Below are 11,958 nucleotides of genomic sequence, written 5' to 3' on the forward strand. Positions count from 1 at the left end.
GACCATGTTGCGCTCGTTGCACTCAATCCCCGGACTGCTGGCCGCCCTGCTGGTGATGCTGCTGGCCATCAGCGGCGCGACCCTGGCGCTGAACCCGGCCCTGGAACGCCTGCAGGCGCCACCGGCGGCGGCTGAAGTCAGCGTCGCGCAGCTGGCCGGGCGCGTGGCCGGCCAGCTCAGTGGGATCGAGCAGATCCGCCGCACGCCCTCCGGCACGCTGATCGTCTACCACCGCGAGCATGGCCAGACCCTGGCCAGCCGCGTCGACCCGCGGACCGGCGCGGTGCTGGCGCCCTACACACCCTCGGCCTTTGCCCGCTGGGTCAAGGAGCTGCACCGTTCGCTGTTGCTCGACACCCCGGGGCATGTGGTGGCGGCCCTGGGCGCCCTGGCGATGCTGTTGCTGGCGGCGTCCGGCGCGCTGCTGCTGGCCCGCCGCGCCGGTGGCTGGAGCAAGCTGCTGCGGCCGTTGCGCGGCAGTTTCAGCCAGCGCTGGCACGCCGAGGTGGGACGCCTGACGCTCCTTGGCCTGCTGCTGTCGGCCTTGAGCGGGCTGTACCTGTCGGCCGGCACCTTGGGCCTGATCGCCGACGACGCCCAGAACCAGCCCGCCCTGCCGGCCGCGATCAGCGCCGGCCCGGCCTTGCCGGTGGCGAGTCTCTCGGCGTTGCAGGCCGTGGACCTCAAGGATCTGCGCGAGCTGGTCTACCCCGACCCTGACAGCCCTGGGGATCTGTTCAGCCTGCACACCCGCAGCGGCCAAGGTTATGTCGATCCGGCCAGCGGTGCCCTGCTGGCCTTCCAGCCCGAGGGCGCAATGCAGCAGGTTTCCGGGTTCATCTACCAACTGCACACCGGCGAAGGCCTGTGGTGGCTGGGCCTGCTGCTGGGCGTCAGCGCCCTGGGGGTGCCGCTGATGAGCCTCACCGGCCTGTGGCTGTGGTGGCGCCGGCGTCGCGACGCGGTGGCGATCGACGACAACTGCCCGGCCGACGCCGCCGACTGCGTGATCCTGGTGGGCAGCGAAAGCAACGGCACCTGGGGCTTTGCCCGGACCCTGCAGCAGGCCCTGGTGGCGGCGGGACGCCGGGTCCACAGCGCGCCGATGAACCAGCTGCGCAACGACTACCCCAAGGCCCGCCAGTTGCTGATCCTCACCGCCACCCACGGCGACGGCGATGCCCCGGCCTCGGCCCAAGGCTTTCTCGCACGCCTGCAACAGCGGCCGCTGGCGCCCGACCTGGCGTATGCCGTGCTGGGCTTTGGCGACCGGCAGTTCCCGCGTTTCTGCGGCTTTGCCGAACAGGTGCAGAACGCCCTGGACGCCGGCGCGGCGCAGTGCCTGCTGCCCCTGGAAACCATCGATCGCCAATCGCCCCAGGCGTTCCAGCGCTGGGGCCAAGCCCTGGGCCGGGCCTTGGGCCTGCCCCTGGACCTGCAGCATCAGGCCCACGTCCTGCCCTGCCACGAGTGGCAACTGGTGGAGTCGGTGGCCTATGGCGATCAGGTCCAGGCGCCGACGCGGATCCTGCGCTTCAAGGCCGCCGACGGCAGCGGACAGCCGTTGCCCGAGTTCCAGGCCGGCGACCTGGTGGGCATCTTGCCCCCCGGCACGGCCCAGCCCCGCTTCTATTCCCTGGCCAGCAGCCGCGCCGACGGGGTGCTGGAGATCTGCGTGCGCAAGCACCCGGGGGGCCTGTGCTCGGGCTTTCTCCATGAGCTGCACGCAGGCGCGCGAATCCAAGGTTTCATCCAGCCCAATCCGCAGTTTCGTCCGCTCAAGGGCGCGCAGCCGGTGATCCTGATCGGTGCCGGCACCGGCATCGGCCCCCTGGCGGGGTTCATCCGCGGCAACCGGGCCCGGCAGCCGATGCACCTGTATTGGGGCGGGCGTCACCCGGCCTCGGATTTTCTCTACGAGCCGGAACTCAAGGGCTATCTGGCCGACCGGCGCCTGACCGCCCTGCGCGCGGCCTTCTCTCAGGCCCAGGAGCGCGGCTACGTGCAGGACCGGCTGCTGGCCGATGCCCTGGCACTGCGCCGGCTGGTGGAAAAAGGCGCCCAGGTGCTGGTCTGCGGCAGCCGGGAGATGGCCAAGGGCGTGATGCAGGCCCTGGACGAAGTGCTGGCCCCGCTCAACCTCAGCGTACTGACCCTCAAGGCCCAAGGACGTTACCGTGAAGATGTCTACTGAAACCGCCGCACTGCAGCGCTACAGCCTCAACGGCCCGACCATGGGCAGTCGCTACAGCGCGCTGTTCTACGCCGCCCCGAGCTTCGCCACCCAGGACCTCGGCGAGCGCCTGGCCCAGGCCGTGGCCAGGGTCGAGCAGCAGATGTCGGGCTGGAACCCCCAGTCCGATCTCAACCGCCTCAACGCCGCGCCCCGGCACCGCTGGATAAGCGTGCCGCGGGAGCTGATGCAGGTCATCAGCACCGCGCTGCGGGTCAGCGAGCAATCGCGCGGCGCCTTCGAGATTGGCGTGGGGGAGCTGGTGCGGAACTGGGGCTTTGGCCCCGCGCCGCGGACCCTGGAACCTGCGGCCTTGTGTGAACTGGGCCGGCAGCGCCGCCACTGTGCCGGCAGCGCCCTGGTGCTGGAACCCAGGCGCCACCGCCTGCGCAAGCGCGGCCCACTGCGCCTGGACCTCAACGGCATTGCCAAGGGCTTTGGCGTCGACGAACTGGCCCGGGCCCTGGACGCCTCGGGCATCCGCGACTACCTGGTGGGGATCGACGGCGAAATGCGCGCCCGGGGCCGCAAGCCCGGGGGCCAGCCCTGGAGCGTGGCCGTGGAGAAACCCCTGCGCGGGGAACGCCAGGTCATGGGGGTGATGGAGCTGGAAGATGCAGCCATCGCCACCTCCGGCGACTACCGTCAGTGGGTGGACATCGCCGGACAGTCCTACGCTCATACCCTGGACCCTGGCACCGGCGCGCCCCTGCACAACCGCCTGGCCTCGGTCAGCGTGGTGGCCGGCAGTTGCATGCTGGCCGATGCCTGGGCCACCGCGCTGCTGGTGCTGGGCGAAGTCGAAGGGCCACGGCTGGCCCAGGAGCGCGGCATGGATGCCTTGTTTGTGATCCGCGACGCGGGGCAGTTGCGGGAAGTGTCTATTGTGGGTGGGCAGTTGCAGGCCGACATCGAGGCCCGTTGAAGCCCGGGCCCACCCGACAAATTGTTCAGTGCCCTCCACCTGAGTCCATCGCCGATGAAATTCATGCACCGACACCGCGAACTGCACCGTAACGACCGTATTGGCTGGCTGCGCGCCGCCGTCCTGGGGGCCAACGATGGCATTGTCTCCACCGCCAGCCTGCTGATCGGCGTGGCCGCGGCCAGCGCCAGCCACGGCACGCTGCTGGTCACCGGCATGGCCGGGCTGGTGGCGGGGGCCATGTCGATGGCCGCCGGAGAATACGTGTCCGTGCACTCCCAGGCCGATACCGAACAGGCCGACCTGGCCCGGGAACGCGCCGAACTGGCCAGCGATCACCAGGCCGAACTCAACGAGCTGGCCCACATCTATCAGAGCCGCGGCGTCAACCCGGAACTGTCCCGCCAGGTGGCGGTGCAACTGATGGCCCACGATGCCCTGGGGGCTCACGCCCGCGACGAACTGGGTATCAGCGAGGCCCTGGCGGCCAAGCCGCTGCAGGCGGCCCTGGCCTCGGCGGCCAGCTTCGTGGTGGGCGCGGCGCTGCCGCTGGCGGTGACCTTCATCGCCCCGACCCACAGCGTGGTGCCGTGGATTGCCGGCATGTCCCTGGTGTTCCTCGGTGGCCTGGGAGCCGTGGCGGCCAACGCCGGCGGCGCCAGGGTGCTGGCGGGGGCCTGGCGCGTGACCCTCTGGGGCGCCCTGGCCATGGGCCTCACCGCCGCCGTGGGCAGCGTGTTCGGCACCGTGGTCTGACCGTAGGCGAACGGGTCCGAACGCCATGCACCGCCCGTGGGGCCGCCTTCGCTGGCAAGCCAGCTCCTACGGTCGCCCTGACACCGTGCGATATTCCCGTGGGAGCCGGCTTGCCGGCGAAAGGGCCCGCAAGCCTTGCACCGTCCATGGCAACGCTTTCGCTGGCAATCCAGCTCCTACGGTCGCCCTGACACCGCGCGATATTCCCGTGGGAGCCGGCTTGCCGGCGAAAGGGCCCGCAAGCCTTGCACCGTCCATGGCAACGCCTTCGCTGGCAAGCCAGCTCCTACGGTCGCCCTGATACCGCGCGATATTCCCGTAGGAGCCGGCTTGCCGGCGAAAGGACCCGCAAGCCTTGCACCGTCCATGGCAACGCCTTCGCTGGCAAGCCAGCGCCTACGGTCGCCCTGACACCGCGCGATATTCCCGTAGGAGCCGGCTTGCCGGCGAACAGGCCCGCAAACCTTGCATCGCCCATACGGTCACCTGCGCTTCAGAGCTGATCCGTAGACGGCGGCTTTTTAACACCCTGAAATAGTAAATCCCGCCACCATCAGACTCGGCCGCAGCCGCAATAAGACACCTGAATACGGGCCTTCAGCCCGGTCTTGAGCCTATCCAGGCCAATTCTCAGGCCGCCTGGAAATAAATTCCCCCCACTAATAAGAAACGTCTGAGCTGTCGCTCTTGTTACCATTGCGCACATTTGCGTGAAGCTTTGATGACAGGCAGGTTATTTGTGAAGTTGATCCGTCGTTGCCTACAACACCCTCTTGCTCCCCTGTGCACCTTGTTCGGCCTGCTGTTGCTGGTGCCGATGGGCGCGCGCCTGGCCCTGGGCTGGTCCCACCCGCTGGGCTATCTGTCGGACCTGGCCAGCGCCAGCCTGCTGACCCTGCTGCTGTATCGCCGCCGCTGGTGGCTGGCGTTGCCGGTGCTGCTGGTCTGGGCACTCCTGACCCTGGTCAGCGCCGAGCTGGTGAGCGCCGTGGGGCGCATGCCCAACCTCGCCGACCTGCATTACCTGGTGGATCCGCAATTTGTCGGCAACTCCACCGGCGGCGGCCTGACCCACCCCGAGCTGGGGCTGACCCTGCTGCTGGGGCTGGTGCTGTGGCTGGTGGTCCAGCGCAGCAGTCGCGGGGTGCGACGCCCGGCCCTGCCACGGGCGCTGTGGGCCCTGCCGCTGGGGCTGCTCCTGGTCCATGGCACCACCCAGTACCTGAAACCCAGCGAAGCCGACCAGTGGCAGCTGTTCAACCTGCCCCACCAGGCCCTGGCCACCGCCACCGGCCAGGCGCAGATGCGCATCGAAGACTGGCTGCAAGGCGATGTCGCCGACGTGCCGCCGGTGATGACCGGCCTGACCCGGCTGGACCTTGAAGGCCAACCCCTGCTGCCCAGCGCCGGTCGCGCGCGCAACGTGCTGCTGATCACCCTGGAAGGCATTCCCGGGGCCTATATCCGCACCAACCGCGAGGCCCTGAACAGCCGCTACCAGGAAGACCTGATGCCCAAGCTCAGCGCCTGGGCCGAGCGCGGCATGAACACCCCGGACTACGTGCTGCACAGCCACCAGACCATCCGCGGCCTGTACGCCATGCTTTGCGGCGACTACGACAAGCTCGACAACGGCACCCCCAAGGGCGTCGAGATGCTCACCCAGAGCCAGCGCAACCAGGCCTGCCTGCCGGCGCAGATGCACAAGTTCGGTTTCAACACCCACTACCTGCAGGGCGCCGGCCTGCGCTTCATGGCCAAGGACAAGATCATGCCGCACATCGGCTTTGATTCGACCCATGGCCTGGAGTGGTTCAAGAACGACAACTACCTGGAATTCCCCTGGGGCAAGGACGACAAGGCCTTCTTCGAAGGCGCCCTGAGCTACGTGGATCAGTTGAAGAAGAAAAAACAGCCATGGATGCTCACCCTGCTGACCGTCGGCACCCACCAGCCCTATTCGGCCCCTGAGGACTACCTGGAGCGCTATGACACGCCCAAGCAGGCGGCGGTCGGTTACCTGGACGACGCCATCGACCAGTTCCTCACGGGGCTGGAGCGCAAGGGCGTGCTCAAGGACACCCTGGTGATCATCACCTCCGATGAGTCCCACGGCATCGACGGCGTGCGCCTGGCCTCGTCCTGGGGCTTCAACCTGATGCTGGCCCCGGACCAGGACCTGCTGCCCCATCTCAAGTCCGGGACCTACGGCCACGTCGACCTCAGCGCCTCGGTGCTCGACTACTTCGGCCTGCCGGTGCCCGCCAGCCTCAGCGGTCGCTCGTTGTTCCGCGACTATGCCCAGGGCCGGGAAATCATGTCCTACACCAACGGCAAGCTGCGTTACCACGACGGCCAGGGCACCTTCACCGAGTGCGACTTCCAGCAGCGCTGCCGCTACTACTCAAGCACCGGCTTCATCGCCGACAGCGCCAGCCTGCAGGGCCAGTACGGCGGTCAGCGGGCGCGGCAGATCAGCGCCCGGGCCACGCACCTGGACCGCAGCCTGCTGCAGTCGCCGCTGAACCAGCACTATCAGTTCGGCAGCCCGGCAATCATCCCGCTCAAGGCGCAGATCAAGGATGACTGGGCCGACAACCTGATCGGCGCCCAGTACCTGGAAATGCCCAAGGGCTCGCAGACCCGGGTGCGCTTCACCGTGCGCTCCGCCGACCCGCAGCAGAACGCCTACATCCTGCTCAAGGGCAAGGAGCTGGAGCAGGATGTGCCCCTGGGCCTGCCTGAAGAAATGCTGGTGACGCCCGACCAGCCACTGCAGATGGACTTCAGCTTCGACAACCCGCAAACCCGCAAGGCCTTCTCCTTCCACCTGCTGGGCTATGGCCTGGGCGCAGTGGAAGTCAGCGATTTCAGCGTGATCACCGAGTTGCCGGGGCAGACCGAGAGCGTCGAGCCCGAGGACGACAGCAACGCCCACTCCAGCTGAGCCCCGCCAAGCATCGAGCGGCGCCCTTTCGGGTGACGCTCGATGCCCCCTTCTACAAGCCCCGCAAAAATATTTTCTTGTACATGAAACTTTTTTTGTACAGGAAAAGTCGGACCGTTGATGTCATTTGAACATCATTGAGCTATCACGCTGCCTCGTCGAGACACAGCCCTGTGAAGCATTCAGTCAACGGTTTAGGAGCGGTCCTTCCTATGTTTTCCAATCTGAGCATTTCGCAAAAGCTCTATGCCGGTTTCGGCGTCGTCCTGCTGATCCTCCTGCTGCTGGTGCTGGCGGCCCTGCGCGGCTTCGATCAAGTCAGCAGCAGTGTCAAAAGCAACATCCACAGCTACGAGGTCCTGAGCCAGTCCGACGCCTTGCTGCGCAGCCTGATCAATGTCGAGACCGGCATGCGCGGTTATGCCCTGACCGGCCGCGACAGCTTCCTCGAACCCCTGGAGCAAGGCGAGAAAGCCTTTGCCGAGGACTACGCGCGGATCAAGAACAGCACCGCCGACAATCCCGAGCAGCAGGCGCGCCTGGAGCGACTCAAGGCCCTGCATGACCAGTGGCTGCGCGACGATGTCCAGGCCAACCTGGCCCTGCGCCGGGCGATCAACGCCGGCAGCCAGCCGGCCACCGCCATGGCCGAACAGATCAGCGCCGGTCGCGACAAGGCCAAGATGGACGCCATGCGCCAGCTCACCGATGAATTGCGCGACGCGGAAAAAAGCCTGCAGGACGCCCGCAGCCAGGCCATGGACGACGCCAAGGCCTCGGCCCTGGCCATCCTGATCGGCGGCGGCTTGCTGGCGGCGCTGCTGGCGATGCTGGTCGCCTGGTCGCTGTCCAGCACCCTGGTCGGGCGCCTACGCCAGGCGGTGGACGTGGCCAAGGCCATCGCCGCCGGCCGTCTGGACAGCAGCATCAGCGCCAGCGGGCGTGATGAGGTGAGCAACCTGCTGCACGCCTTCGCCGCCATGCAGGAGCGCCTGCGGAGCATGATCAGCCAGATCAAGCAGGGGGCCGACCAGTTGGTCAGCGCCTCCCAGAGCATTTCCAGCGCCTCGTTGCAGCTCTCGGCCTCGGCCCAGGAGCAGTCCCACTCGGCCTCCTCCATGGCGGCCACGGTGGAAGAACTGACCGTGAGCATCAACCACGTGGCGGACAACGCCGGGGATGCCCACGCCCTGTCCAGCGAGTCCGGGCGCCAGTCCGAGGAAGGCGGCAGCGTGATCCAGGACACCCTGGGCAGCATGCGCCTGATCGCCGAGACGGTGCAGGCCTCGGCCTCCCAGATCGGTGAACTGGGCCAGCACGCCGAGCAGATCTCCAGCATCGTCGGGGTGATCAAGGGCATTGCCGAGCAGACCAACCTGCTGGCCCTGAACGCGGCCATCGAAGCCGCCCGGGCCGGGGAACAGGGGCGCGGCTTCGCCGTGGTGGCCGATGAAGTGCGCCTGCTGGCCCAGCGCACCGCCAATTCGACCCAGGAAATCACCGAGATGGTCGGCAAGATCCAGCTGGGCACCCGAGAGGCGGTGAGCAGCATGGACGTGGGGGTCAATCAGGTGAAAAGCGGCGTCGAACTGGCCCAGCAGGCCGGTGAGGCCATCGTCAATATCCGCACCTCGTCTGGCAACGTGGTGCGAGTGGTGGACCAGATTTCCCTGGCCCTGCGGGAGCAGACCGCTGCCAGCCAGGATGTGGCGCGCAATGTCGAGCGCATCGCCCAGATGTCCCAGCAGAACAGCCAGGCGGTGGAGGAAACCAGCGAAACCGCCCGTTCCCTGCAGCAACTGGCGCAGAACCTGGAACAGCAGGTGAGTGTGTTCAGGCTCTAGGACTGGCGCTGGCACTGCCCGACTCAAGCGCTCGGGCACGCACCAGCATCAGACTCAGCCCCGCACCCAGCAGCAGGACCGCGATCAGCATCAGCCAGGCGCTGGCAAAATCCGCCGCGCCCTGCTGCACGGCGCCGAACAGCACCGGACCCAGGGCGAACCCGGCGAAGAAGCCTGTCGAGAGCAGACCCGAGGCGCAGGCCGGGCTGCCAAAGGCCGGATCGCGCAGCAGCATGCTCATGGCGATGGCGTTGGTGGCCACGGCGCTCAGCCCCATGCCCAGAGCGCCGAACCACAAGGGCCAGTGCGCCTGAGGCGTGGCCTGGGCAGTCACCGCCAGGGCCAGGCTGGCCAGGAGCATCAGCGTCAGCAGCAGCCAGGACTCCTCGGCCATGCGGGCCGCCAATGGCGTCAGCAGGGTTCGGGCCAGGATGCCCATGACCCCGAACCCGGCGACCATGGCCCCGGTCTCGCCGACCGTCACTCCTTGGCGGGCCGCGAATACCCCAAGAAAGGTCACGAAGGACGAAAGCACCAGGCCGACACACAGCTGCACGCTGAGCAGCAGCGTCAGCCGTGAATTGGGCCGGGGTATCGTCAGGCTCACGGCCTTGCCCACGGCGCTGTCCGGCGCCACCCTGGGCCCCCACAGGGCCAGCAGCAATGTCGGCACAAGCAGGCAGGCCAGGGCAGCGCGCCAGCCCAGGGACCCGGCCAGAGGCGGCAGCAACAGGCCGGCGATCAGCGCGGACAACTGCACCCCGGACTGTTTCAGCCCCACCACCGCGGCCTTGCTGCGGGCCTCGACACATTCGGCCACCAGCAGTTGGGTCACCGGGTTGGCCAGGGCCTGGGCCACTCCGCAGATCGCCAGGGCCAGCAGCGCCCCGGCAAAGCCCGGCAAGCTGACCAGCAGGCCATACCCCGCCAGGGTCGCCCAGAACAGCAAGGCCAGGCCCCGGCGGATGCCGAGTCGGCTGGCCAGCGGCCCCGCCCACAGGGACAGCAATGCCGCCAGACCAAAGGCGCTGGTCAGCAGCCAGCCCAGCCAGTGGGGCGCAATCCCAAGATCGGCGATCAGCAAGGGCCCGAGGGCGCCGATGGCATAGAAGATCAGCATCGGCAGGCCCATGGCACACACCAGCACCGTACGCAGCCAGAGCCCCCGGGGACTGGCGTTTTTCAAGCTCTGAGGGTTCATCCCTTGCTCCGTGGCAGGTGGCGCGCCGCCGGGTGACGACGCTCGCCCCTGCTTGGGAAACAGCTTACTTTCTAGCGAGAATGCTTATCATGCGTGTTCATATGGGAAACGGATCCATTCCCATGGCAAACGCAGAACATCCATTGCAGGAGCGCGAACATGGCCGTTGCACCCGGTTCTTCCCAGTCCTATCGCTTGCCGTGCCACGCACCACGCGAGCACTGCCAGGCCCCGGGCGGCGGGTCACGCCAGCAGTTGCCCCAGGCCCTGGGCGATTGCTACAGCGACAGCCTGCCCCTGGCCCAGGACCTGACCCTGGTGCGCTCGCGCTACCACCCCAATCGCCCCTTGATCGAAGAGGCCAGCAGCTGCCACGCCGGCCGTCTAATGGTGATCACCTGCGCCCTGCAAGGCACCTCGGGCTACCTCGACGCCAAGGGTTCAAGCCTGGTGTTTCGCGCCGGGCACACCAGCGTCAGCGCCTTCCAGGCCAGCCGCGGCGAACGCCGATATGGCGCCAATGAAACGGTGGAGCAACTGCGCCTGCTGGTGGGCGAAACCCTGCTCCAGCAGTACCTGGGCCCCACCCGGGCTCGCCAGTTGCTGGGCCAGGACGCCGTGCAATTACTGGCCTGCGGGCCCACCTCCCGGGCCAGTGCCGGCCATCTCAGTGCCCTGGCCCAACCCTGGGGCCGGCAGCAGCCAGCGACGCTGGAACTGCACATTCACGCCCTGAGCCTGCTGTCCCTGCAATTGCAGGCCCTGCCCCCCGCCCCTGTCGCCCCGGGCCGGCGCCTGAAGGCCGCCGATCTTGAACGGCTGCAGCGGGTACGCGACCTGATGTTCGAGCAGATGCACCAGCCCTTGAGCGTGGCCTATCTGTGCGCCGCTGTGGGGCTGAACGAGTTCAAGCTCAAGCAGGGCCTGCGCGAGCACTACCACACCACGCCGCAGCGCATGCTCCTGGAAATCCGCATGGGCCATGCCCACCGCCTGTTGGAAGGCGGCTGCCAGGTGGCCCAGGCGGCCTATCAGGTGGGCTACCGCTTTCCCGGCAACTTCAGCGCGGCCTTTACCCGGTTCTATGGCAAGTCACCCAAGTCGGTGTTCGGCACCCGGCGCTGAACCACGGGTAAGACACTGGCGCCGCGAAGGCTTTGCGTCTATTTCTGGTAGGCGTCCCTGGTCACTGGAAACGAGTGCAGCCCATGATCGACCGCCCTACTGCCCCACCGCTCGAACAACTCGCCGCCGCCATGCACGGCAAGCCGTTCATGGTCCTTACCGGCGCCGGCATCAGCACCCCGTCGGGCATCCCCGACTACCGCGACAACGACGGCGTGCGCCGCGGCAAGCAGCCGATGATGTACCAGGAGTTCCTCGGCCAGGCCGAAGCCCGGCGCCGCTACTGGGCCCGGGCCATGCTCGGCTGGCCGCGCATCCGCCAGGCCCGGCCGAATGCTGCGCACGAGGCGTTGGCGCAATTGCAGGCGGCAGGAAGCATCGCCGGGGTGATCACCCAGAATGTCGACACCCTGCACGATCAGGCCGGCAGCCTGGACGTCATCGAGCTGCACGGCAGCCTGCACCGGGTGCTGTGCCTGGACTGCGGCCAACGCAGCCAGCGCGATGCCATCCAGCAGCAGTTGCAGGCACTCAATCCGTACCTGGCCGGGGTCGACGCGGTGCAGGCACCGGATGGCGACACCCTGCTGGACCCGGCCTTCGAGGAACGCTTCCAGGTGCCCCGCTGCCCCTACTGCGACGGCGACCGCTTGAAGCCCGACGTGGTGTTCTTCGGCGAGAACGTGGCCCAGATCACCGCCGCCCGGGCCTTGAATGCGGTGCACGAGGCCGCCGGCCTGCTGGTGGTGGGCTCATCGCTGATGGCCTACTCGGCGTTTCGCCTGTGCCGCGCCGTGGCGGACCAGGGCAAGCCGCTGCTGGCCATCAACTTCGGCAAGACCCGCGCCGACGAGTTGCTGGACCTCAAGTTCGGCGAGCCCTGTGACCAGCTCCTGCCGCTCCTGGCCGAGCGCCTGCTGGGTTGAA

At 67.7% G+C, this 11,958-nt stretch carries 8 protein-coding genes; 7 read left to right on the forward strand and 1 reads right to left on the reverse strand.

Annotation, left to right across the window (positions count from 1 at the left end; translation table 11 throughout):
- Positions 1-4: 4 nt before the first annotated feature.
- From ACMGG8_RS23025 to ACMGG8_RS23045, 5 genes are all read left to right on the forward strand, one after another.
- The gene (locus ACMGG8_RS23025) at positions 5-2,194 is read left to right on the forward strand and encodes a PepSY domain-containing protein (protein ID WP_414158492.1); all 2,190 of its coding nucleotides are present in this window, start codon (positions 5-7) and stop codon (positions 2,192-2,194) included.
- The gene (locus ACMGG8_RS23030; RefSeq protein WP_414159972.1) at positions 2,184-3,158 is read left to right on the forward strand and encodes an FAD:protein FMN transferase; all 975 of its coding nucleotides are present in this window, start codon (positions 2,184-2,186) and stop codon (positions 3,156-3,158) included. Before ACMGG8_RS23025 ends, ACMGG8_RS23030 begins: the two co-directional genes overlap by 11 nt.
- Positions 3,159-3,212: 54 nt before the next feature.
- A complete protein-coding gene (locus tag ACMGG8_RS23035) occupies positions 3,213-3,914 on the forward strand; it encodes a VIT family protein (RefSeq protein WP_060838650.1) in 702 nt (233 codons plus the stop codon).
- Positions 3,915-4,635: 721 nt separating this feature from the next.
- Positions 4,636-6,861, forward strand: a complete 2,226-nt coding sequence (locus ACMGG8_RS23040; RefSeq protein ID WP_060838649.1) for an LTA synthase family protein — start codon at positions 4,636-4,638, stop codon at positions 6,859-6,861.
- Positions 6,862-7,073: 212 nt separating this feature from the next.
- On the forward strand, positions 7,074-8,705 hold the full coding sequence (locus ACMGG8_RS23045; protein ID WP_060843173.1) for a methyl-accepting chemotaxis protein: 1,632 nt from the start codon (positions 7,074-7,076) through the stop codon (positions 8,703-8,705).
- Here ACMGG8_RS23045 and ACMGG8_RS23050 read toward each other — a convergent pair.
- The gene (locus tag ACMGG8_RS23050) at positions 8,695-9,906 is read right to left on the reverse strand and encodes a CynX/NimT family MFS transporter (RefSeq protein ID WP_414158493.1); all 1,212 of its coding nucleotides are present in this window, start codon (positions 9,904-9,906) and stop codon (positions 8,695-8,697) included. The genes ACMGG8_RS23045 and ACMGG8_RS23050 overlap by 11 nt on opposite strands.
- Before the next feature lie 159 nt (positions 9,907-10,065).
- Between ACMGG8_RS23050 and ACMGG8_RS23055 the strand changes: the two genes are divergently transcribed.
- Positions 10,066-11,031 (forward strand): helix-turn-helix transcriptional regulator, encoded by a 966-nt coding sequence (locus ACMGG8_RS23055; RefSeq protein WP_414158494.1) that lies wholly within the window; start codon positions 10,066-10,068, stop codon positions 11,029-11,031.
- 83 nt (positions 11,032-11,114) lie between these two features.
- Positions 11,115-11,957, forward strand: coding sequence for an NAD-dependent protein deacetylase (locus tag ACMGG8_RS23060; RefSeq protein ID WP_414158495.1), 843 nt, complete (start codon positions 11,115-11,117; stop codon positions 11,955-11,957).
- The last annotated feature ends 1 nt before the right edge of the window (position 11,958 follow it).

Source organism: Pseudomonas sp. BNK-45 (genome assembly GCF_047456255.1).
In the GTDB taxonomy this organism is placed as follows: domain Bacteria; phylum Pseudomonadota; class Gammaproteobacteria; order Pseudomonadales; family Pseudomonadaceae; genus Aquipseudomonas.

What these genes read in the sequence shown, in the direction of transcription:
- ACMGG8_RS23025 (WP_414158492.1), top strand. Translation starts at nt 5, where the DNA reads ATGTTGCGCTCGTTGCACTCAATCCCCGGACTGCTGGCCGCCCTGCTG.
- ACMGG8_RS23030 (WP_414159972.1), top strand. Translation starts at nt 2,184, where the DNA reads ATGTCTACTGAAACCGCCGCACTGCAGCGCTACAGCCTCAACGGCCCG.
- ACMGG8_RS23035 (WP_060838650.1), top strand. Translation starts at nt 3,213, where the DNA reads ATGAAATTCATGCACCGACACCGCGAACTGCACCGTAACGACCGTATT.
- ACMGG8_RS23040 (WP_060838649.1), top strand. Translation starts at nt 4,636, where the DNA reads ATGACAGGCAGGTTATTTGTGAAGTTGATCCGTCGTTGCCTACAACAC.
- ACMGG8_RS23045 (WP_060843173.1), top strand. Translation starts at nt 7,074, where the DNA reads ATGTTTTCCAATCTGAGCATTTCGCAAAAGCTCTATGCCGGTTTCGGC.
- ACMGG8_RS23050 (WP_414158493.1), bottom strand. Translation starts at nt 9,906, where the DNA reads ATGAACCCTCAGAGCTTGAAAAACGCCAGTCCCCGGGGGCTCTGGCTG.
- ACMGG8_RS23055 (WP_414158494.1), top strand. Translation starts at nt 10,066, where the DNA reads ATGGCCGTTGCACCCGGTTCTTCCCAGTCCTATCGCTTGCCGTGCCAC.
- ACMGG8_RS23060 (WP_414158495.1), top strand. Translation starts at nt 11,115, where the DNA reads ATGATCGACCGCCCTACTGCCCCACCGCTCGAACAACTCGCCGCCGCC.